This window comes from Rothia sp. 27098_8_29 (genome assembly GCF_041432785.1).
Taxonomy (GTDB): Bacteria; Actinomycetota; Actinomycetes; order Actinomycetales; family Micrococcaceae; genus Rothia; species Rothia mucilaginosa.
On record NZ_JAPWAI010000005.1, the window covers coordinates 96,425 to 117,981 of the forward strand.

The 21,557-nt window shown below is 59.6% G+C and carries 18 protein-coding genes; 10 read left to right on the top strand and 8 right to left on the bottom strand.

The annotated features are described in order from the left end of the window. Nucleotides 1-223: 223 nt before the first annotated feature. The 3 genes from O3649_RS07650 to O3649_RS07660 form a co-directional block, all read right to left on the bottom strand. Nucleotides 224-1,309: an acyl-CoA dehydrogenase family protein gene (locus tag O3649_RS07650; protein WP_314364432.1), complete on the bottom strand. Its 1,086-nt coding sequence runs from the start codon at nucleotides 1,307-1,309 to the stop codon at nucleotides 224-226. A 30-nt stretch (nucleotides 1,310-1,339) separates the two neighbouring features. Continuing rightward, nucleotides 1,340-1,864 carry a DUF4242 domain-containing protein gene (locus O3649_RS07655; protein ID WP_005507939.1) on the bottom strand — a complete coding sequence of 175 codons (525 nt, stop codon included), beginning with the start codon at nucleotides 1,862-1,864 and terminating at the stop codon, nucleotides 1,340-1,342. Between the two features lie 470 nt (nucleotides 1,865-2,334). Continuing rightward, complete coding sequence (locus tag O3649_RS07660) at nucleotides 2,335-3,795, bottom strand: oligopeptide:H+ symporter (protein ID WP_314364434.1); 1,461 nt, start codon at nucleotides 3,793-3,795, stop codon at nucleotides 2,335-2,337. A gap of 310 nt (nucleotides 3,796-4,105) precedes the next feature. On the opposite strand from O3649_RS07660, the gene O3649_RS07665 reads away from it, so the two are divergent. From O3649_RS07665 to O3649_RS07690, 6 genes are all read left to right on the top strand, one after another. Continuing rightward, complete coding sequence (locus tag O3649_RS07665; protein WP_005504230.1) at nucleotides 4,106-4,438, top strand: rhodanese-like domain-containing protein; 333 nt, start codon at nucleotides 4,106-4,108, stop codon at nucleotides 4,436-4,438. Nucleotides 4,439-4,465: 27 nt separating this feature from the next. After that, nucleotides 4,466-6,046, top strand: a complete 1,581-nt coding sequence (locus O3649_RS07670; RefSeq protein WP_371573586.1) for an anthranilate synthase component I family protein — start codon at nucleotides 4,466-4,468, stop codon at nucleotides 6,044-6,046. A 65-nt stretch (nucleotides 6,047-6,111) separates the two neighbouring features. After that, nucleotides 6,112-6,693 carry an orotate phosphoribosyltransferase gene (gene pyrE / locus O3649_RS07675; protein ID WP_005504234.1) on the top strand — a complete coding sequence of 194 codons (582 nt, stop codon included), beginning with the start codon at nucleotides 6,112-6,114 and terminating at the stop codon, nucleotides 6,691-6,693. Between the two features lie 123 nt (nucleotides 6,694-6,816). Continuing rightward, nucleotides 6,817-7,578 carry a TrmH family RNA methyltransferase gene (locus O3649_RS07680; RefSeq protein ID WP_371573588.1) on the top strand — a complete coding sequence of 254 codons (762 nt, stop codon included), beginning with the start codon at nucleotides 6,817-6,819 and terminating at the stop codon, nucleotides 7,576-7,578. Nucleotides 7,579-7,840: 262 nt separating this feature from the next. After that, on the top strand, nucleotides 7,841-8,656 hold the full coding sequence (locus O3649_RS07685) for a hypothetical protein (RefSeq protein WP_371573590.1): 816 nt from the start codon (nucleotides 7,841-7,843) through the stop codon (nucleotides 8,654-8,656). An 87-nt stretch (nucleotides 8,657-8,743) separates the two neighbouring features. Beyond that, on the top strand, nucleotides 8,744-9,559 hold the full coding sequence (locus O3649_RS07690; protein WP_049346186.1) for a hypothetical protein: 816 nt from the start codon (nucleotides 8,744-8,746) through the stop codon (nucleotides 9,557-9,559). A gap of 190 nt (nucleotides 9,560-9,749) precedes the next feature. Here O3649_RS07690 and O3649_RS07695 read toward each other — a convergent pair whose 3' ends face one another. From O3649_RS07695 to O3649_RS07705, 3 genes are all read right to left on the bottom strand, one after another. Then, the gene (locus O3649_RS07695) at nucleotides 9,750-10,802 is read right to left on the bottom strand and encodes an ornithine cyclodeaminase (RefSeq protein WP_005504242.1); all 1,053 of its coding nucleotides are present in this window, start codon (nucleotides 10,800-10,802) and stop codon (nucleotides 9,750-9,752) included. Between the two features lie 304 nt (nucleotides 10,803-11,106). Beyond that, a complete protein-coding gene (locus tag O3649_RS07700) occupies nucleotides 11,107-12,708 on the bottom strand; it encodes an amino acid permease (protein ID WP_371573592.1) in 1,602 nt (533 codons plus the stop codon). 306 nt (nucleotides 12,709-13,014) lie between these two features. Beyond that, on the bottom strand, nucleotides 13,015-13,401 hold the full coding sequence (locus tag O3649_RS07705; protein WP_311655860.1) for a cobalamin ABC transporter ATPase: 387 nt from the start codon (nucleotides 13,399-13,401) through the stop codon (nucleotides 13,015-13,017). A gap of 263 nt (nucleotides 13,402-13,664) precedes the next feature. Here O3649_RS07705 and fbaA point away from each other — a divergent pair, with 263 nt between their 5' ends. Next, nucleotides 13,665-14,690 (top strand): class II fructose-bisphosphate aldolase, encoded by a 1,026-nt coding sequence (gene fbaA, locus O3649_RS07710; RefSeq protein WP_070483145.1) that lies wholly within the window; start codon nucleotides 13,665-13,667, stop codon nucleotides 14,688-14,690. A gap of 166 nt (nucleotides 14,691-14,856) precedes the next feature. Here fbaA and O3649_RS07715 read toward each other — a convergent pair whose 3' ends face one another. Then, the gene (locus O3649_RS07715) at nucleotides 14,857-15,444 is read right to left on the bottom strand and encodes an arsenic metallochaperone ArsD family protein (protein WP_070616255.1); all 588 of its coding nucleotides are present in this window, start codon (nucleotides 15,442-15,444) and stop codon (nucleotides 14,857-14,859) included. A 338-nt stretch (nucleotides 15,445-15,782) separates the two neighbouring features. Here O3649_RS07715 and O3649_RS07720 point away from each other — a divergent pair, with 338 nt between their 5' ends. From O3649_RS07720 to O3649_RS07730, 3 genes are all read left to right on the top strand, one after another. Next, the gene (locus O3649_RS07720) at nucleotides 15,783-16,295 is read left to right on the top strand and encodes a PTS glucose transporter subunit IIA (protein WP_049326797.1); all 513 of its coding nucleotides are present in this window, start codon (nucleotides 15,783-15,785) and stop codon (nucleotides 16,293-16,295) included. A 392-nt stretch (nucleotides 16,296-16,687) separates the two neighbouring features. Further along, entirely contained in the window at nucleotides 16,688-18,292 is a 1,605-nt protein-coding gene (locus O3649_RS07725; RefSeq protein WP_102033609.1) for a glycerophosphodiester phosphodiesterase, read from the top strand. Between the two features lie 350 nt (nucleotides 18,293-18,642). Next, a complete protein-coding gene (locus tag O3649_RS07730; RefSeq protein WP_371573595.1) occupies nucleotides 18,643-20,310 on the top strand; it encodes an NAD-dependent succinate-semialdehyde dehydrogenase in 1,668 nt (555 codons plus the stop codon). 137 nt (nucleotides 20,311-20,447) lie between these two features. Here the strand turns inward: O3649_RS07730 and O3649_RS07735 are convergent, their stop codons facing one another. Continuing rightward, nucleotides 20,448-21,557 carry a sucrase ferredoxin gene (locus O3649_RS07735; RefSeq protein WP_070630088.1) on the bottom strand — a complete coding sequence of 370 codons (1,110 nt, stop codon included), beginning with the start codon at nucleotides 21,555-21,557 and terminating at the stop codon, nucleotides 20,448-20,450.

Sequence of the window (21,557 nt, forward strand, 5' to 3'; positions counted from 1 at the left end):
AAATTCCACATAATTCTACGCGCATATGGGTTTAGGTCTCAGCTAAACGGGTGTAAATATGAGCAGGGATACGTTGAACAGGGCATATATTCTCTTATCGTGGGCTCTGTATCCCGTTATATAGCCCAGAAAGCATCAATACCCCGTATATGCAGTTCAAGGCATATACGGGGTATTGATGCAAAGAGCGAATAAAAACACTCGCTACACACAGCTCAATGGTTTAGAGAGCGTCACGCAGGTTCTCCAGGTGATCGTAACGCGCCAGCTCATAACGCAGGTGACCCTCGGTCGGGGACTGAACCGGCAGGAACGACGCCTCACGCAGGCGACGAGCGGTCGGGGAATCAGCCACGTAACCGGCGCCTCCAACGACCTGCAGCTCAAAGTGAGTAGCAATGGTCGCAAAGTGAGACACACCCAGACGCAGGCTCAGCAGGTCACGACGCTCAGCACGCTCCGGCTCAGAAGCCAGGCGAACCAGTTCCTCACGCAGGCTCTGGTACTCCGTCAGAATCAGCGGGAACTCAGGGCGGAACACGCCCTGCGAGACGTCCAGGTGCTTAGCAGCCTCCTGTAGAGCACCAGCAGCAAGACCCAGGCAGAACGACGACTGAACCAACAGGAACGGCGCGGTCACATCGTGCAGGAACGCCTCAATGTTGTCGCTGAGAACGTCCTCGCTCGGAACGAACACGTCCTCGAACTTCAGGGTGCCGGACTCGGTGCCGTTGAGCGCCAGCAGGTTGCGGTGGTAGTCAACACTCAGGCCCTCGACGTCCTGGCGGACCGTCACAATGTAGCGGTTCGGGTGGCTTTCCGGGGCGTTCTGCACAGCCACCGGAAGAACAATCACGCCGCCCGGGTACAGGTTCGATGCCCACGACACAGAACCGTTCAGCTTCAGACCGCCCTCAACGAGGGTACCCTCCACCTTGATCGGTGCCAGACCCGAAGCCTCCTTGTACGCCGCCGCCATGGCGGTAGTGCCGCTGACGGTCGCATCCGCCAGACCGGCGGGCAGCTCGCGGCCCACAGCGTCAAAGAACGCAATGGTCGAGCGGTGAGCCCACAGGGAGAACGCCGTGGAGGCGTCCTCGGTGGCAAGGTCGAAAGCCACCGAAACCTGGGGTACCAGGGAACCGCCGTCGCGGCCCAGGGTAATCAGACCGTCCTTAGCGATTTCGCGCAGGTTTTCGAAGGGGGAACGCTCGCCGCGGTCAACAGCATCTGCGTGGGTTCGGGCGAGTGCGAGCACCTGCTCGCGCTGGGGGTAATCGTAGAGGGGTTCGAGAGTGAACTCGGACATGGGGTTTCTCCTAAGCGGGGAGCATCGCGTCTATGCGTGCAGCTTGAACAGTCGGTCAATGGGGGTGCTGACGGCCTTACGGGCGCGAACAACAGCTTCTTCGTCGGGTGCGTCGTAGAAGCAGAGGCACTTTGCGGTGTCTTCGCGAACGTAGGTGCGCAGGAAGGAAACCTCGGGTACTTCAGCGTACTTGGGGGCGTTTGCCTTCTTGCGGGTCAGGTACTGTTCCATAGTAATCTCTGCGGGGATGTCCCACTCAACCAGGTAGTCTGCGTCCTTCTTGAGCTTCTTGATGTCTTCGAGCTCTGCGCCAACCAGGCGGACTGCGTCGGGGCCTGCGACGGCTGCGCGCTCACCGATTGCTGCGGCGAGGTCGGGGCCGAATGCGGTGTTCTCGGATTCGACGATGACGAAGACGATCTTGTGGTCTGCGGAGACCTGGGTTTCGATGAGCTCGGCGCCGTTGGTCAGGGACGAGTTGACGGTCTCGATGAGTGCGGTTGCTTCGTCCTTGGACGGCTGTGCGGGGGTCAGTTCTACCAGGTAAAGTGCCATGATTTTCTCCTCGGCTAAGGGTTGAAGGGTCGTGCCGGAAGGTTTTCCGGCTCGTTCTGGAATCACCTTAGACCTGTGGTTGAGGGCTGTCTAGTAGATTTCTGTTCGTGGCTTAATGCGTCCCTTTTTGACCCTGTGTTTCGTCACGCGCGTTCACGGGGAGACATAAATCGTCACAGTTCCGCGTGCGGCAACCCGCCTGTCACAGAAGGGATGCTTATTGAGACAATTGCCCTCGATTTTCTTATTAAGGCGCTTAATAAGAAAATCTGCGCGGATTGTCTCATTAAGGAAAACGCCCCTGAACCTGTCGTTACTTCGGCTGCCGGGAGCATACACCAGGGCGTACAGCAAGGGCCCCGAGCCCTTGATAATTCAAGGATTCGGGGCCCTAACCTATATGCGCTCGCCTATACACGCTCACGCCACCTGAAACAGCGAGTCAGCAGTGCAGGCAAGTAACTTTGTGGCTACTTCACGCCGCGCATGAGCTTCTGAACCGGCTTGTGCACCAGGAACAGCAGCACACCGGTCGCGATGGTGATAATACCCATCCAGGTGAAGTAGGGAACCTCAGTCTCCATGCTGTAGAACGGAGCCAGCCAACCGGAGAGCACGGTACCCATTGCCACGGAGGTGAAGTACAGCGCCATCATGTTCACGCGGTGCGCTTTCGGTGCGAGCTTGGTCGCCAGCGAAATACCCACCGGCGAAATAATCAGCTCAGCGATGGTGCAGACGAACAGAATTAGCACGATCCAGCCGACGTTCACGCTCTGGACGCCCGCCTGAGCGAGGAAGATCCAGAACGCAAGACCAATAATGATCAGCGCTGCGGAGAACTTCAGGGTGGTGACCGGCTGGCGGTCACCCCACTTGGTCCACAGGGCGGAGAACATCATGCCGAAGACGATGATGAAAATCGGGTTGATGGAGTTGACCAGGTTCGGGCTCAGCTCCATGCCCAGGATGTTCCAGTTGAGGCGCTCATCCGAGTACACCGCCATGACGGTGAACTGCTGCTGGTACAGTGCCCAGAACACGGCGTTTGCAATCCACAGGGGGATGAATGCGGTGACGCGGGAACGCTCATCGGAGGTTACGTCCTTGGCGCTCAGCAGCTGAGCGAACAGGGCGATAGCGCCGATGAAGATGAAGCCCATGACCCAGTTCTTGAGGTTGTCTGCGGTCATCAGACCGGTCGCCAGCAGGATGCCGAGAACGACGACGATACCGACCAGTGCCAGGAAGAAGTTACGCTTCTGGGCGCCGGTGAAGGGGGTACCCACGTGGTGCACGGAGGCGGGCAGGTTCTTGCGGGTCAGCGAGTACTGAATCAGGCCGGCAGCCATACCGATTGCAGCAAAACCGAAGCCCATGTGGAAGCCCCAGGTGCTCCAGCCCCAACCGGTCAGGATCGGGCCGATCAGTGCACCGGTGTTCACGCCGATGTAGAAGATGGTGAAGCCTGCGTCACGGCGTGAGTCGTTGTCGCTGTAGAGCGAACCGACCAGCACGGATGCGTTACTCTTCAGACCGCCGGAGCCGATAGCGACCAGCAGCAGACCAATCACCACGCCGGGGATGCCGGGGATGAGGGAGAGGGAGATGTGACCCGCCATAATGCCGATGGCGGAGTAGAAGAGGGTACGCTCGGGGCCGAGGATGCGGTCACCGAGGATACCGCCGAGGATTGCCATGAGGTACACGACTGCACCGTACGCACCGATAACGCCGGTGGCGAGGTCCTTGTCGAGGCCCAGGCCGCCCTTGTTGGCGGTGTAGTACAGGTAGTAAATCATGATGCCCTGCATACCGTAGAAGGAGAAGCGCTCCCACATTTCTACGGTGAACAGGTTCGCGAGCATGCGCGGGTGGCCGAAGAAGGTCTTGGTGTCCTTGGGTTCGGCACCTGTGATGGTGTGAGACATGGTGGTAATTCTTTTCTGTGCAAGCCCGGGGTTCTATGTGACCCGGGCAATATGTGTTTAAGTCTATACCCTTATAGGTGCATATGTATACATGGTGTGTGCCTGTATTTCAAAGATTGAACTATCAATCAGTGCATGAAAAACCATTTCGATTTTTTCGTATGCATCATTTCCGAATCTCACAAACCCCCAAATACCGGGCTAGATGCGCCACACACCCCCAACGCGCTAGAGTGGAACCACGACTATGCCCACCCGGCACCCCACCGTGCCGACCGGCCCGTCCTCATTCAATTCAAAGGAGAACCCCATGACTGCTGTACCCCAGGTTGACCCCCGCGACGTTCCTGCCGGCGCAACCATCATCGACGTGCGTGAAGACTACGAGTGGGAGGGCGGCCACGCCACCGGCGCCAAGCACATCACCCTCGGCACCATCGCTGAGCGTCTGGAAGAACTGCCCGCACCCGGCGAGGACTTCTACGTCATCTGTCACGGTGGCGGCCGTTCGAACCGCGCGGCAACCTTCCTGCGCGAACACGGCTACGCCGCACACAACATTGCGGGCGGCACCAGCGCATGGTTCGCTGCCGGTCTGCCGATGACCAGCGAAAACGGCGAAGCACCCGCAGTCGTTCACTAAACCGCCAGTTCGCCTGTACGCCATACAATGGAGTCCGTGACTGAAACTTCCGCGGACCGTACTTTTTCTACCCCGAACGCTCCCGCTTCTGCGTCCCCTCATGCCCTGCCGAGTATTCTGCAGAGCATCCCGTGGGATGCGCAGACGCGGGAGCTTATCGTGCGCCCGCTTCCTTTCGCGGTGAACTGCGAGGAGGCGTACCCGCTGCTGAGCGGTGGCGCTGAGTATTCCTTCTGGCTGGATTCGGCGCGTGAGGAGTCGCCTATGTCGGTTGCCTCGTATGTGGGTGTGGTTCCGGCGCAGCTGTCGCCCTTGCGCGTAGATTCGGCGCGTGCGGCGGCTGAGTCTGGCAGGGAAGACCCCTTCGCCCAGCTGGAGGCGGCGCTCGCCTGCGCACCGCGCGTGCATCCGGATACCGCGGCGGCAACCGGTCTGCCTGTGGGTTTGCGTGGCGGTTACGTGGGCTATTTCGGCTATGAGGCGCGTGCCGCCATGGGCATGGAGCACGGCCACCCGGTGCCGGGCTACCTGCCGGCGCATGAGGCGCCGACCCCGGATTCTCTGTGGTTGCCGGCGGTCCGCTACCTGGTGCATGAGCATGCCCGCCCGGGGGTTGCGGCGCGTAGCTGGCTGGTGGGCGATGAGTCGTGGTGTGAGGCGGCGGAGCGGCTGCTGGCTCCGGTGCTGAGTGCGGCGCTGAATGCGGCGGGGAAGCGTGCCTCCGAGGGAACCCCCGTCAATGCCCCTGAGCTTGCCGAGCTCCTGCTCTTCCCGGCACCCGCTGCGGAAGCCTACATGGACTCCGTGCGCGCTAGTCAGCACGAAATTTACGAGGGTAACAGCTACGAGGTGTGCCTGACAGCGCAGACGGTCGCGCGCATCCAGAATCCGAGCCCGGAGCTTTTCTTTGAGCTATACCGCCGCCAGCGCGCCCACAATTCGGCGCCGTATGCGGCGTATTTGCGGTGCGGTGATTTTTCGGTGCTTTCTTCCTCGCCGGAGCGTTTTTTGAGTGTGGATACGCACCGCAACGCGCAAACCAAGCCAATTAAGGGCACGATTGCTCGTGGCGCCACCCCGGAGGAAGACGCCGCAGCAGCGGCATGGTTGCGTACCGATGAGAAGACCCGCGCTGAGAACCTCATGATCGTGGATTTGCTGCGTAATGACCTGTCTACGGTGTCTGACCCGGCGTCCGTGCGCGTGCCCGTGCTCATGGGCGTGGAGAGCTATTCGACGGTGCATCAGCTGGTGTCTACGGTTAGTTCGCGTCTGCGCGAGGGAATTTCCGCGGTGGCTGCCGCGCGGGCGTGCTTCCCGGGCGGTTCGATGACGGGTGCGCCGAAGCCCTCGACCATGCAGATTATTGAGGGTCTGGAGGGTCGCGCTCGCGGTGTGTATTCGGGTGCTCTGGGTTTTGTGTCGGTGGATGGTTCGGCGAACCTGTCGATTGTGATTCGCACGCTCGTGGCGCATGATGAGGGCACGGTGACTCTTGCCGCGGGTGGCGCTATCGTGGCTGATTCCGACCCGACCGCCGAGTATGAGGAGATGCTGACGAAGCTGCGTGCTGCGTTGCCGCCGTCGGTGGGCCGCGTGGTGGAATAACCTAGCGCTGGAATAGCACAGGGAATAGCCTGCGCCGCTTGTACGTGAGCCGCTACACTTGAACTATGACTAAGCTTTCTGAAAACCTCCCCATTGAAGAAGCCCGTGAACGCCTGCGCCAGCTGATTATGGAGCTGGCTGTGGTGCGCGGGCACGTGGTCCTCGCCTCCGGTAAGGAAGCCGACTACTACGTTGACCTGCGCCGCATCACCCTGCACCATGAGGCTTCTCGCCTGGTGGGTCAGGTCATGCTGGATCTGCTGGATAAGAACGGCATCGAGTTTGAGGCTGCTGGCGGCCTGACTATGGGTGCTGACCCGGTGGGTACCGCGATTATGCGTGCCGCTGGCGATCAGGACCGTGCGATTGACGCGTTTGTGGTGCGTAAGGCTCAGAAGTCTTACGGCATGGGCCGTCAGGTGGAGGGCCCGAGCGTTGAGGGTCGCCGCGTGGTTGCTGTTGAGGACACCTCCACCACCGGTGGTTCTGCGCTGACTGCTGTTGAGGCACTGCGTAAGGCTGGCGCTGAGGTTGTGGCGGTTGCTGTGATTGTTGACCGTGCGACCGGCGCTAAGGAGCATGTGGAAGAGGTTGCGGGCGTCCCGTGCCTGTACGCATACTCGAAGGATGAGCTGGGCCTGGACTAGTCTCTACTGGCTTGGACTAGGACCTCGTGAATTTTTAAGACGTTCCCGTTGCGGCGGGTGAACCCGTGCCGCTGGCTGCTGTGTGTGGCTGGTGGCGCGGGTTTTTGTCTGTAAGATGGCTCTGTGGGCGCCGGAGTGGCGCTGGTTGTTGGCGTGAAGGTGGTTGTGATGGTTGAGAATCGTGAGGCGGCTGAGGCTGTACCTGCTGAGGCTGTGCCTGCGGAGGCGACTGTAGCTGAGGCTGTTGAGGGTACTGAGCAGGGTACTGCCCGTTTTGAGGTGGGTGTGGGCCCGTGGGAGGGCCCGTGGCCTGAGGGTGACCATTGGGATGAGGAGCTGCTGCGTGAGGGCGACCGCCGTAACGTGGTGGATAAGTACCGTTACTGGTCGATGGACGCGATTATTGCTGACCTGGATACGCGCCGCCATGATTTTCATGTGGCGATTGAGAATTGGCAGCATGATTTGAATATTGGCACGGTGGTACGCACGGCGAATGCGATGTTGGCGAAGGAGGTCCATATTATTGGGCGTCGCCGTTGGAATCGTCGTGGTGCGATGGTGACGGATCGTTATCAGCATGTGCGTCATCATCCGACGATTGAGGATTTTGTGGCGTGGGCGCAGGCTGAGGGCCTGGAGATTATTGGTATTGATATTTTTCCGGATTCGGTGCCCCTGGAGACGTATGACCTGCCGAAGAAGTGTGTGCTGGTTTTTGGTCAGGAAGGCCCGGGCCTGTCGGAGGAGTTGCATGCGGCGGCTAGGGATACTCTGTCGATTGAGCAGTTTGGGTCGACGCGTTCGATGAATGCGGCGACGGCTGCGGGTATTGCGATGCATGCGTGGGTTCGCCGCCATGTGTTTGGCCAGATTCCGTCGTAGTTTGGCGGCTGTTTATGAGGTGTTTAAAGGTTCCGATGCGTTGTGTGCGTCGGAACCTTTTTCGTTGTGGTTTGGGCGGCTTAAACCACGCATGAAATTATCTAGGCGTGTTAGTGTTAACGCAAGTCACAGAGGATATGAGAATTGCACGCTCGATTTCTGCCGGAGCGTACGATGGATTTCCTGGCTTCGGCTCGCCAATGGTTGCGGGTTGTGGATATGAATGACCGCGGCGTCATTCCCCTGAAAGGAGTCGGTAACAATGAAGAAATCTGCTGCTCTGTTCGCCTGCTTTGCTTTAGCTTTAAGTTCCTGCGCCGCTGCGCCTAAAGACACTAGCCTCAAAGCCCAGCTGGATTTTGAAAATAACTATATTACTCTTCCGCTCGACGAATACGACATGAGTGACCAGGCCGAAGATATAACGGGTAGGGCGTATTTGTTGATTCTTAAAGAGTGCTATGCAAAAAAAGGATACGATTTTGAAATTCTAGAAAACGGCTGGGTTTCTGGCAACGCCTCCCAGTACGGCTCCTGGAATGTGAAGCATGCGGCGAATCATTTTACGTCCAGCAAAGTCAGAGATGAGCAGGAAAGGATTTATGAGAGCATCCCTGAAGACGTCAGGGCCAGCTGCCGCGAAGAGCATCGGGAAGAACTGGATATGCTCTATTTTGATGAGGATGATGAGAAAAAGTACCGCCCCGTCGAGCGTATCCGTGGCGAAGCGTACCAGCGTGCGCAGGGTGACCCTGAATGGAAGAAAGCCCGCTCAGATTGGTGGGACTGTCAGCGTCAGGAAGGGTTGACGCCTCGCACCGGGGACGGTGAATGGTCGAGCAAAGAAACGGCCAGTCTGAATGCTGATGATCCCAAAGTGTTGGAGGAGGTTATTCGCCTGGCGATCATTGAAGCTCAATGTAGCGAGAAGGTGAGGCTGGCTCAGCGTTTGGGTGATGTTGAGGCGTCCTATCAGGGGCCTCTCATTGAGAAGAATCAGGCGAAGCTCAACCAGCTGAAAGAGGAGAAAGAAAAGCATGTGGCGAGGGCGCGTGAAATTATCGCCACCCACCAGTAGATATCAGTAACAAGAAGATAGGAGCTCTTGGGATAATTGGGGTAACTCCGTTTAACGCTACAACGAGGTATGGAGGAGGAAAAGCCTATGCGTAAGGCTCTCTCTGCGGTAACAGTATTCTGCCTGCTGGGGGCGTGCGTATCCTGCTCCAACAGTGCCGAGCGGGACACCTCACGAAAAGCTGTTCTCGATTATTCAAAGAACTACATACACCTTCCACTGGACGAGTATGCCTTCGATGAACTAACAATCCGTACGGTGAGCACGGCATGGCACACGCTCATGTCCGAATGCTACGCGCACCACGGGCAGTCCTACGCCGTACCCTCAATAGACACCCCGCAACCGGGAGGCCTATACGGCACCTGGAACGTCGAGTACGCCAAAAAGTACGGGTATTCCCATAAGGAGGAATCCCGAGGCTCGGACGATTCAGCAGCGGACGACATCAATGCCCAGTGCCAAGAAGAGGTGAAAGCCGCATTCTCTGACGTCGAACTGGACGAAAAAGAATACCGGTTTGTAGGAGAGCTAAACTCACAGGCATACACCTACGCCTCCCAAACCGATGAGTGGAAAAATATCCGCTCAGAATGGTGGACCTGCCTGCGTGAACGTGGGCTAACCCCCAGAGAAGGAGAAAGCGACTGGATGTCCGAAGAAAGCGCACATTTCATGGCCTCCTCCCAAGGCAACGAAGAAACTAAGCCGGAAGAAATTCGCCTCGCAACCATCGAAGCTGAATGCAACCAGAAGGTGGGTATGGCTCAGCGTTTGGGTGATCTTGAGGCATCCTATCAGGGGCCTCTCATTGAGAAGAACCAGGCGAAGCTCAACCAGTTGAAAGCAGAAAAAGAAAAGCGTGTGGCGAAGGCGCGCGAAATTATCGCCACCCACCAGTAGCCACACCCGCTGAAGGGCAGAACGGGGTGAACCACCCGCAGAATGCCCACAAGCAAATTTCACAAGAAGGAGCCGGGGAGTGTCACCACTCCCCGGCCCTCACTTTATTCACTCTCAACCTCGCAGCCTACGCCGGCGCACCTACATGCCCGCCAGCTCAAGGCCACTCAGCGTCAGGTTGCTTAGCTCTTTAGCCCACCGGAACGTTAACGTTCACCAGCGAGTACAGATCCTTCGGATCATCCGGGCTAGCAACCAGGTCAATGAACTGCTGCAGGTCGGTGTCCTGCGTAGCCGCACGGGCATAACGCAGACCCGAGAAGTCAGCAATCGCGAAGCCCACCGAATCAAACAGGGTAATCTGCTCATCCGAAACGCGGCCCGGCTCCTCACCGGTCAGAACCTTCCAGAACTCCACCACCGGGAAGTCCGGGTCCTTCTGCTGAATCTCGCCCTCAATGCGGGTCTGCGGCGGGAACTCAACAAACACGGTGGAGCGGTCCAGAATTTCGCTTTCCAGCTCAGTCTTGCCGGGGCAGTCGCCACCAATAGCGTTCAGGTGCACGCCGGGCTTCACTTGGCGGTCCAGCAGAACCTTCGCCTGCTGCTTATCGGCGGTGCAGGTGGTAATAATGTCGGCGCCCTCAACAGCCTCGTCCACGTCCTTAGCCAGGTGGATGCGGAAGCCCAGCGGCTCCAGGTTACGGCGGAACTTCTCCATCGCGTGCGGATCAACGTCATAGACGGACAGGTCCTCAATGCCGAGCACAGCGCGCATACCCAGCGCCTGGAACTCAGACTGCGAGCCGGTACCAATCATCGCCATCTTCTTCGAATCCTTGCGTGCCAGGTGCTTAGCAACCATGGCGGACACGCCGGCGGTACGCAGCGCGGTCAGCAGGGTCATCTCAGCCAGGAACACCGGGTAGCCGTTATCCACGTCAGCGAGCAGACCGAACGCGGTCACGGTCTGGAAGCCGCGTGCCGGGTTGGAGGGGTGGCCGTTCACGTACTTGAAGGAGTAGGTGATGTTGTCGGAGGTGGGCATCAGCTCAATCACACCGAAGGGGGTGTGGGAGGCGACGCGCGGAATCTTGTCGAAGCTCTGCCACTTCTTGAAGTCTTCTTCGAGGAAGTCGACCATGCCGGCAATGATGTTGCCTACGCCGTCCTTCTGAATCCACTTCGCCATCGAGGCGACGTCAACAAATTCCACCGCGTGTGCGCTAGGACGTTCAGTCATGATTTTCTCCTTTGAATATCTGCACAAAACTTCTTTGTGCATCTGGTGGTCACTGCGGATATCTATTATCTCAAAATATATTGCAGGACACACTGTATTAGAAATGCTGTAAATATGTACTTTGCTTTATGTATTACACGGATGTAATACGGAAGCGAACACGGAAGACGTGTAGGGAGGGGGTTCTAGAGTCTAGAGCTCCTGGAACCTACGGGCTAGGGTTTAGGACTAGCGTCTAGAACCCCCTCATCGCCTTCACCGGGATTGCACTGGGATATCACGGGATTGGAGGCTGCCGGTCGGGTTAGTTGCCCTTCGGCTTGTCCTCGTCCTCAGCGTCCAGCTCACCCAGGTCAATGTGGGTACGAGGCTCCGAAACGAGCTTCTTCACCACGGGGCGGGCAGCAATCACAGGCACGGAACCGGTGTAGCCTTCACGGACGCGAGCAATCTCGTTGACGCGGTCACGAACCGTGTACCAGCCGATAATCAGCAGCGGGATAACCACCAGCAACGACGCCAGGGTGTAGGTACCCACCGGGTAATCCAGAGCCATCAGCACCAGCACAACAGCGAGGAACACCATCACAGCCCAGTCGCTGAAACGACCGCCGGGTGCGCGGTAGTTGGGGCGCTTGTACTTGCCCTCACCGACCATCTTCAGGTACTTCTGGTGCGACATTGCGATAGCCGCCCAGCTCGCCATGGTACCCACCGACGCGATGTTCAGCACGACCTCGAACGCCTGCTCGGGAACGAAGAAGTTCAGCACAACACCGAAGAGACCAACCACACCGGTCAGCAGAATACCTGCCACCGGAACACCGGAGCGGGACACCTTGGTGGTGAACTTCGGCGCCGAACCCGCAACACCCATCGAGTGGAGGATACGGCCGGTGGAGTACAGGCCAGCGTTCAGCGAGGAAGCAGCCGCGGTAATAACGACCAGCTGCATAATCGGTGCGGTACCGTCAATGCCAATCGAGTCGAAGAAGGTCACGAACGGCGACTCTGCATCCTTATATGCGGTGTAGGGCATGAGCAGGCACAGCAGAACCACGGAACCAACGTAGAAGATCGCAATACGCCAGATCACGGTGTTGATAGCGCGGGGGATAACCTTCTCAACGTTCTTAGTTTCACCACTGGTGGTGCCGACCAGCTCAATACCGGCGTAGGCGAACACAACGCCCTGAACCACGATAAGAGCGGGAAGAATACCGTTGGGGAAGAAGCCGTCATTGGCTGCGATGAGTTCAAGGCCGGGGCGGACGCCGTTGATGGGTTCACCGAAGACCAGGTACCAGATACCTACCGCCATGAAGGACAGCAGGGCAAGAATCTTAATGAGTGCGAACCAGAATTCCAGCTCACCGAAGAGCTTCACGGAGATGAGGTTCAGAGCCACAGTGATGACAACGACGATGAATGCGCTGAGCCACTGGGGAATATCTGCGAAGAACTGGTTGTATCGACCGAACCAGCTGATGTAGATAGCGATAGCGGTGGCGTCTGCAACGGCGGTCATTGCCCAGTTCAGCCAGTACAGCCATCCGGATACGAATGCGGCTTTTTCGCCGTAGAATTCGCGGGTGTAGGAGACGAAGGAGCCCGAGGAGGGGCGGTGAAGGATCAGCTCGCCGAGGGCTCGAAGGATCAGGTAGCCGAAGAAGCCGATGACGGCGTAGATGACGGCGAGCATGGGGCCTGCGTCCTGCAGGCGGCTACCGGTGCCCAGGAACAGGCCGGTACCAATAGCGGAACCGATGGCGATCATCTGGAGCTGACGTGCGCCAAGCCCCTTGTGGAAGCCTTCCTGTTCGTGTGCGAACGGGTCGTCTGTGGGGGGCTTAGTGTACTGATCCGCTGCAGAAGTCTGCGGGTTCTTGTTCGGTGAGGTGCTCACGCTATACCTCCTTGGATAGTTACGTCTAAAGCACGTGCTACACGAAATGTGGTTGGGAACACGTCTGCGGGTTGTTAATGACTATAGCACGGCAATTTAGGTAATATAACTCGCATCACGTAACAATTTATATACATATAATGCATATCTTATAAATATATTTGGTTCATGTTGTATTGTGTGGTTTTCATTGTTTTGTGAAATAGATTAATTGAACTCTGAGTCCAAAAAATCAATTACCCCACCACCGCACAGCACAAGAGCACCCACAGCGGGGTGCTCTCACAACCTATTCAAAACGGGGACTTAGCCCTCCATCAGCCGGTCAATCTTCGCCCGCAACGCGCGCTCACGACGATTCAACCACCACCAGCTCGGCCAACGCATCAACGACTTACGGCCCACCTGCACGACCGAGGGGAGCTTCGCATCCGCAAGCGCCACATCAATCTCGTGGTCACTCGCGCCCTCATCACGCATTTTCTCCATCAATTCAAGGGATTTCGCCATATCGCCATGCCCCAAAACATGCCGACTCTTACGCTCCAGAACCTCATCCAACTGCGCGCGCACCGGGGCAATAGCCGCCGCATTCGGATGCTCACGCTCAGCACGACGCTGCGCCTGGCGGGCACGCTTCTCACGCTTCGCGTCGAGCTGTTTCGGATTATTTTTAGCGCTCGCCTTGCTCATGGGAGGTTCCTTTCGTCGCGTCCGGGTGATGTGTACGCTGGCCTGCACGCACAGAAGACATCAAGTCATTAACACCTCTACTTTACCGCGGTATTTGGCGGAAATTTCGCTGCAGTAAACCCAAAAAAACCCACAAAAAATTAACGATAAATAAGTCGTATCTTGGTAAAATAGTGCGAGTAGGAGGCGTCTCGCGCGCCAACAAAATATGGTGAACCGGCCCAGCATCGGTAACCGGTCGCATCTATCCAAGGAGTCAGCATATGGCTATTGCAACCCCCGAAGTTTACGCAGAAATGCTGCAGACCGCGAAAGAAAAGGGCTTCGCGTACCCCGCAGTGAACGTGACCTCCTCCCAGACCCTGAACGCTGCAATCCGCGGCTTCGCAGAGGCTGGCTCGGACGGCATCATCCAGGCATCCACCGGTGGTGCAGCATACTGGTCCGGCGCTTCCAAGAAGGACATGGTCGTTGGCTCCTTGGCCTTCGCAGCATACGCACGCGAAGTTGCTAAGCAGTACGACGTGAACATTGCACTGCACACCGACCACTGCCCCAAGGACAAGCTGGAAGGCTTCGTCCTGCCCCTGCTGGCAGAGTCCGAGAAGGCTGTTGCTCGCGGTGAAGACCCCATCTTCAACTCCCACATGTGGGACGGCTCCGCAATCGACCTGGACGAGAACCTGAAGATCGCTGCTGAGCTGATCGAGCGTACCTCCAAGGCAAACATCGTGCTTGAGGTTGAGATCGGTGCCGTTGGTGGCGAGGAAGACGGCGTTGAAGGCGCTATCGACGACTCCCTGTACACCACCGTTGCAGACGCAATCAAGACCGTTGAGGCAATCGGCCTGGGCGAGAAGGGCACCTACATGGCTGCTCTGACCTTCGGTAACGTTCACGGCGTGTACAAGCCCGGTAACGTTCACCTGCGCCCCGAGCTGCTCAAGGAAATCCAGACCGAGGTCGGCGCTAAGTACGGCAAGGGCGACAAGCCCTTCTACCTGGTCTTCCACGGTGGCTCCGGCTCCACCGAGCAGGAGATTGCAGACGCAGTGTCCTACGGTGTTATCAAGATGAACATCGACACCGACACCCAGTACGCATTCACCCGCCCCGTTGCTGGCCACATGTTCAGCAACTACGACGGTGTGCTGAAGGTTGACGGCGAGGTCGGCAACAAGAAGACCTACGACCCCCGCGTTTGGGGTGCAGCTGCAGAGGCAGGCATGGCCGCACGCGTGGTCGAGGCTTGCCAGCAGCTCGGTTCCGTCGGTACCTCCATCAAGTAAGGTGCTGTTCGCCCGCCGCAGCTCCCGTAGGTGCTGCCGGGTGTGAACCTAAGCTTCGTTAAGCGAAAGCGGTGCCCGCTTCCTCATCACGAGGAGGCGGGCACCGCTCTTTGCTATGTAGTTTAGAACCGGGCGAGCCAGGCGCTCATTGCCGGCAGGGGCGGGTTTACTTGCCGCCGCAGCCGCAACCACCGCATCCGCAGCCGCCGGACTTCACAGCCACCGAACCGGAGGTGGGGATACCGTCGCCGGTGTCGCCACCCATGAGGTTCACGCGGTTACCAATCTCGGGGCCGCCGACCGGCTGGGGTGCCTTACCCGCCAGGGTCGCCGCGAAACCGGCGGGCTCCGCCAGAGGGCTCAGGTTCGGGATCATCGACGCCGCCGGGGAGCCGGAGGGGCCGCACGCAGCCGCTGCCGCGTTCGCCTTCGGCTGGGCGACCAGGTGGGCGCGCGCAAAACGCTTAATCTGCTCGGCGGTCGGGTACGCGAAGGACACCTTCACCTCACCGTTGACGAGCATGAGCGGCAGAACCTCGCGGCCGTTCATCTCAATCTGCTCGGCGACCGGTGCGCACTCTTCAAATGCGGAAGGGTAGGAGTCGGTGGAGTACACCTCAATGTCCACGCCCGAATCCAGCGCCTCCTGCGCGGCGCCCAGGAACTCAGAGCGCTCCATATCCTGCGGATCCTCCGGGTTCTCGCCGGGGCCCGGAATAAATACTTCAAGAACGGTTTCAGCCGCTTCAGTCATCAGTTTCAGCCTTTTCTCTCTTATGGGCACCGGCTCGGGGGAGGGGTGCCGCTCCTTCACTAAGTGTACTCGGGACCTCAAGAGTGCAGAAGTGTGAGTTGAAGTTCCAGATTTGCGGAATATTTGCAGAATTCGAGTCGAATGACCCTCAGCTCGTGAGCTACGGGTTTAGGTGTTGTATTCTGAGTGCATATGCACCGGAGTGTGCGAACCCTGCAATTCAGGCAGGCGCCGCCCGGTGTGAAACCAAGAAGGCAACGACGCCCGCATCCGACGCGGACGCATCAGCGCTACAAATACACGCTATTCATAGCGCCACACGACCAAAAGGAGCATATATGTTCGGTTTCGGCAAGAAGAAGAAGGAAGCTGCCGCACAGGAAGCATCGTCCGCAGACGTCTACGTCGCACCTGCTACCGGCGAGTACCTGCCGCTGAGCGAAGTCTCCGACCCCGTTTTCTCTCAGGGCGTTATGGGCGACGGCTACGCAGTGAACCCCACCGCAGGCACCATCGTCGCACCCGTTGCAGGCACCATCGCACTGATTCAGGACACCCTGCACGCATTCATGCTCCGCACCGAAAACGGCGGCGAGGTACTGGTCCATATCGGTATCGACACCGTTGAGCTCGGTGGCGACGGCTTCACCAAGATTGCTAACGTAGGTGACAAGGTCGAGGCAGGCGCACCCATCATCGAGGTCGACTGGGCAGCTATCGAGGGCCGCATCCCCTCCAAGGAAACCATGGTGATGATCACCAACACCGCAAAGTTCAACATCTCCAAGGACTCTGAGGCACGCCGCCCCGTCGCAGCCGGTGACCGCGTCGCTCAGGCATCCAAGAAGTAAGCTGAACCAGCGAAAATAGCTCAGCTTCAACAGCGGTGAAAAACCTGCGAAAAATGTTTTAACGCAAAAGGTCGCGTCCTGTAGGCTCAATCGGGCTGTAGGCGCGGCCTTTTTCGTTACACGAGAAATTTTTTAACGCCGCATGAAATGCCGCTATTAAAAGCGGCGGAAAAGGAGGAACACATTCACCCGCATTACACCGCGGGTAAGAATGAGGCGCACATAATACCCTATTTTCCTGTAAACGCAGTGAATCACCGATAAAAAATCGTTATCCTACTTAGAGTTGTAGTTTGAGTTGAGAGAATCCGGACCCTCAGCTATAAACCAAAAACTTCAATGAACAACCACACACATTACGCTCAACTCATAAAAGAAAAAGGACTACTACGGTGACTGCATTCCCGAAGACCTCTAAGAATCTGAGCCGCCGCGGCTTCATCGGTGCCTCCGCACTGGCACCCGCCGCCCTCATGCTCCAGGCAGGCGAAGCCCACGCCGCAGCCAGCACCCGCGCACAGCTCGCGGCAGTACACAGCGGCTCCCCCGCACATCAGCTGCTCTACAAGACCGATGAATTTTTCATCGCCCACCGCGGTGCCGGCAACATCAGCCCCGAGCACACCGCCTACGCCTACGCAGAGTCCGTACGCCGCGGCGCCCTCGCCGTCGAAATTTCCGTACGCACCACCAGCGACGGCCAGTTCGTCTGCATGCACGACACCAACATCAAGCGCACCACCGGTGCGTCCATGGACGTGCGCGGCCATACCCTCGCCGAACTGCGCCAGCACAAGGTTGACATGCGCCAAAACTTGGGCGAGAAGACCGGCCTGTACGACATCCCCACCCTCGAAGAAGCCATCGCCGCGGTTGACGCCGTACCCGCAGGCGGCGAATACGCCTCCGTCGGCGGCAAGAAGGTCGTACTGTTCCTCGAAGCGAAGGACGGCCCCGCACAGGCAGGCCTCGTCAAGTTCATCACCGAACGCGGCCTGCAGCGCCGCACCGTCATCAAGATGTACCGCGACGGCAGCGGCGGCTTCAAACCCACCTCCCGCTACCTGAAGCTTGCCAACTCCGCAGGCTGCGCTACCTGGTGCTACTTCGACGGTGGCGACCCCATCGACAAGATTTCCGCAATGGCACGCCACGAAAACGTGGACGCCATCGGCGTACCCTACTACGAGAAGCCGACCGGCGCTTCCCAGGGCTCCATGAGCGAGGAGAACGTACGCGCCCTCACCGGCCTCGGCAAGGCAGTCATCGTCTGGGAAATCCACCGCCGCTCCGCCTACGAAAAGTACAAGGCACTGGGCGTTAAGGGCTTCATGTGCCCCGACCCCTACTGGGTAATCGGTGACCCCTTCGACGCCAGCGTGAAGATTAAGACCGGCCAGCGTCCCCACGGCATGCTGCCCGCCGACCCCTCCGTCGCAGCGGACATGCCCGACCTGACCGGCGCAGCCATCGTGCACAACCAGCGCTACGACGAATCCGTGCTGCTCGGCCCTCTGGCGAACTACACCACTCGCGACAAGTACACTCTCGACTTCTCCATGAAGTGGACCAGTGCAGTGCCGAAGCAGGATGGTCACTACGGCTACATTGCGTTCGGTCGCGAACACGACGGCGCCTTCGGCATCGGCAAGAAGTTCGCTGCAAAGCAGGAAGACGGCACCTACGTGCTCGCCATCCGCCCCAACTACCGCGGCGGCTCCGTAGCGCAGATTCTCTGCTTCGAACCCAACCAGGCAAGCCCGCGCGTGCTGCACACCATGAAGCTACGCCAGAAGGTCACCACCGGCCAGGCACTGAACTGCAAGATCGTGCTGAACAAGAACAGCTTCTACTACACGGTCAACGGCCAGTACTCCAGCCCCATCAACCACAGCGCCTACCGCGGCCCGTACGTACACTTCGGCCGCTTCCACGGCACCAACGATGGCGGTCCTCTGGAGCTGACTCGAATCGAGGCACGCCAGTCCTGGATCTGAGAGAACCGGTGGGCCTAGTCCACCTGGGTGCCCGCCTCACCGCCGCTCAGCGGTGAGGGCGCGGGTATCGGGCAGAGCGGATGCAACACCGAGCATCCCTTCCGGGCAATGCCTTCCATAATCCTCAGCTAGGACTCTCGCGCGCTGAGCGAGAATCTATCCGAAGGGGGTCGTATCCAACGCGGATGCGACCCCCTTCGGCGTGCCCACGGTCTTTTTGGGTGGGGAGAGGGCGAGCGGGGCAGGGGAGAGAGCCGCTGGATCGGTTCGAGGAGCAGGGGAGCGCGCAGGACTAGAATTAAAAGCGTCAGAGTCGACCGCACCGGCCGCCCCAACCCGAAAGGCACGCCATGACCACCTCACCCGAAAGCTCCGCCGCCGAGAGCGCTACTTCCGCAAAGCCCGCCGCGAAATCCGCTCAGCTGCGAGGCCGCACCGAACCGCACATGCAAAGCATCAACATGCCGCAGCGCGAACCCATCGACCCCTACGAACGGCCCTCCTACCCCTTCTTCTACGTGCCCACCGACCTGCTCATCGGCGGCACCTGGGTCACCGGCGACAACGGCTCCTTCCCCGTGCACAACCCCTCCTGCGGCCAAATCCTCGCGCACGTCGCCGACGCCAGCGTCGAACAGGGCATCGAAGCACTCGACGCCGCCTGCGACGCCCGCACCTCATGGGCGGCAACCAGCGCCCGCGAACGCGCCGACATCCTCAACCGCGCCTACACGCTCATGACGCAGCGCACCGAAGTCATCGCCCGGCTCATGACTCTCGAAATGGGCAAGCCCCTCGACCAGTCCCGCGGCGAAGTCGCCTACGCGGCAAACTACCTGCGCTGGTACGCCGAAGAAGCCGCCCGCAACTTCGGCCGCACCGCCGTCGCCCCCGAATCCGGGCTGCAGATCACCACCGTACGCCGCCCCGTCGGCCCCTGCCTGCTCATCACCCCCTGGAACTTCCCGCTCGCCATGGCGGCACGCAAGGTCGCCCCAGCGCTCGCGGCGGGCTGCACCGCGGTGCTCAAGCCCGCCTCCCTGACTCCGCTCAGCTCCCTGTACTTCGCGGACCTGATGCGCGAGGCGGGTCTGCCGGACGGCGTGCTGAACGTGGTGACCACCTCCCGTACCGGTGAGGTTGTCTCCGCGCTGATGGCTGATGAGCGTCTGCGGAAGGTCTCGTTCACCGGCTCCACCGCCGTGGGCCGCACCCTGCTCGCGCAGGCCTCGCAGAACGTTCTGCGCACCTCCATGGAGCTGGGCGGTAACGCCCCGTTCATTGTCTTTGAGGATGCGGACATCCCCGCCGCCGTGGAGGGCGCCTACGCGGCGAAGATGAGGAACATGGGCGAGGCGTGCACCGCCGCCAACCGATTCATCGTGCACGAGGACATTGCTGAAGAGTTCACCCGCGCCTTCGTGGAGCGTATGGAGGCGACCGTTGTGGGTGACGGAACCGTCGACGGAACCGAATGTGGGCCGCTAATTCAACCTTCAGCGGTTGAATCCATACTTTTTATGGTCGAAGACGCCCTGGGTAAGGGCGCGCTCCTCGCCTGCGGCGGGTACATTCCCGAGCTTGAGGAGAACGTTCCGAGCGATACCGGCGGCATGCCCAAGAACCTGAACAAGGGCAACTTCGTGACCCCCACCGTGCTGACCGGCGTGACTGATTCGATGCGCGTGTGGCGTGAAGAAATTTTCGGCCCCGTCGCCCCGATTGCCACGTTCAGCGGCTACGGTGAGGAGGGTGAACGCACCGCCCTGAAGCTCGCCAACGACACCGAGTACGGCCTGGCAGCGTACGTGTACACGAGCAACCACCCGCGCTTTACGCGCATGGCTGCGGGTCTGGAGTTCGGCCTGATCGGCTACAACTCCGGCGTTATCTCGAACGCGGCAGCCCCCTTTGGCGGTGTGAAGCAGTCCGGTATGGGTCGTGAGGGCGGCCCCGAGGGTCTGGAGGAGTACACCGAGCTGCAGTACATCGGCGCGCCGAACCCGTTCGCCGGATAAGCCTGCTTGTCGGATAAGGTTGAAATATCGGTTACGGTGAACCCTGGATACGCCGAACCCTGAATACAGCGAAGCCCCGGCGGGTACCCGAGAAGGTGCCCGTCGGGGCTTCACGCTGTCTACATTATGCGCGGGTGCTAGAGCTGAAACAGACCGCGCAGCTCGCGGCTGAAAGCATCTGCGGGACCCTTGCCGCACGAGTTGGGGCGCGGCTCAAGGGCGACCCGCTCGAAGAAGGCGACCCAGGTGCGTCCGTCGGTGTGGGAGGTGAGTGCCGCCTCCATGGTGGGGTTTTCGGCGGTATCTACCGCGGGGTCGATGCTCGCTTCGAGGAGTGTACTCAGTGCCTCCGCTACCGATGTTTCACGTGAAACCAAACCTCCAGAGGTTACTTCTTCACCCTTTTTCTCCAATTCGAGGCGTACGGCAACCTCCGCCGCCTGCTCCACCGGAGTATCCGTGCTGCGGCCTCGCAGACCGTGCAGTGATGGAATGGAACGACCCGCCAGCGACAGGTACGCAGCCAGCGCCGAAGGCTCCGAGAGGCGACCGTAGGTGTAGCCGGTGGGCAGCATAATGCCGACCGGGGCAAAGCGGTGGCCGCCCGTATGCGAGCACTCCCAGACCGCATTACCCGGCAGGATATCCGCCAGGTGCGCCGCAATGGGGCGACCGCGCAGGGCACAGCAGCGGTCACGCTTGGAGTGGGTGCATACGAGAATGGCGGGGGAATCCATGAGCTCCGCGCCGGTCGCCTGAATCAACTCCTGGGGGTTGCCCAGGGGTAGTTCGAGGAGCTGTTCGGGGGTGCTCACGCTGAACGAGTAGAGCTTCTCCTCACCCGGGGTGCAGAGCGCGTAGAGTACCCGGTGGGTCGGGTCGCCGGATGCATCCGGCGCGCCGTGCAGTACACGCCCTGCCCTGCCCACCTGGCGGATCAGCAGGAACTTCAAACCCGCCTGCGAGACTGCCTCGCCCAACGCCTCCGAAAGTTCCTCACCGAGGGCGGAGCCGTCCAGCACGTCGCGACCCCACTGGCCCACGTGCTCGAGCGCCAGCCAGGCGGTGGCGCGTCCGGCGGTGCCGCCGAGCGCCTCGTCGTCGTAGAGGGAGCAGGAGTCTGCCGGGATGCTCGTGGCGCGGGTGCGTGAAGAGAGCTCATCGGCGTGTGCGGCACGCAGGTTGTTCAGCTCGGCGGGGTTGGTGGCGCGCGGCTCGGGGGTTGCGGGGGTGCAGGATTCAGTCAT

Bases quoted from the DNA above. Each gene is read 5' to 3' on its own strand.
- O3649_RS07650 (WP_314364432.1), bottom strand. From the start codon at position 1,309: ATGTCCGAGTTCACTCTCGAACCCCTCTACGATTACCCCCAGCGCGAG.
- O3649_RS07655 (WP_005507939.1), bottom strand. From the start codon at position 1,864: ATGGCACTTTACCTGGTAGAACTGACCCCCGCACAGCCGTCCAAGGAC.
- O3649_RS07660 (WP_314364434.1), bottom strand. From the start codon at position 3,795: ATGTCTCACACCATCACAGGTGCCGAACCCAAGGACACCAAGACCTTC.
- O3649_RS07665 (WP_005504230.1), top strand. From the start codon at position 4,106: ATGACTGCTGTACCCCAGGTTGACCCCCGCGACGTTCCTGCCGGCGCA.
- O3649_RS07670 (WP_371573586.1), top strand. From the start codon at position 4,466: ATGGAGTCCGTGACTGAAACTTCCGCGGACCGTACTTTTTCTACCCCG.
- pyrE (WP_005504234.1), top strand. From the start codon at position 6,112: ATGACTAAGCTTTCTGAAAACCTCCCCATTGAAGAAGCCCGTGAACGC.
- O3649_RS07685 (WP_371573590.1), top strand. From the start codon at position 7,841: ATGAAGAAATCTGCTGCTCTGTTCGCCTGCTTTGCTTTAGCTTTAAGT.
- O3649_RS07690 (WP_049346186.1), top strand. From the start codon at position 8,744: ATGCGTAAGGCTCTCTCTGCGGTAACAGTATTCTGCCTGCTGGGGGCG.
- O3649_RS07695 (WP_005504242.1), bottom strand. From the start codon at position 10,802: ATGACTGAACGTCCTAGCGCACACGCGGTGGAATTTGTTGACGTCGCC.
- O3649_RS07705 (WP_311655860.1), bottom strand. From the start codon at position 13,401: ATGAGCAAGGCGAGCGCTAAAAATAATCCGAAACAGCTCGACGCGAAG.
- fbaA (WP_070483145.1), top strand. From the start codon at position 13,665: ATGGCTATTGCAACCCCCGAAGTTTACGCAGAAATGCTGCAGACCGCG.
- O3649_RS07715 (WP_070616255.1), bottom strand. From the start codon at position 15,444: ATGACTGAAGCGGCTGAAACCGTTCTTGAAGTATTTATTCCGGGCCCC.
- O3649_RS07720 (WP_049326797.1), top strand. From the start codon at position 15,783: ATGTTCGGTTTCGGCAAGAAGAAGAAGGAAGCTGCCGCACAGGAAGCA.
- O3649_RS07730 (WP_371573595.1), top strand. From the start codon at position 18,643: ATGACCACCTCACCCGAAAGCTCCGCCGCCGAGAGCGCTACTTCCGCA.
- O3649_RS07735 (WP_070630088.1), bottom strand. From the start codon at position 21,557: ATGACTGAATCCTGCACCCCCGCAACCCCCGAGCCGCGCGCCACCAAC.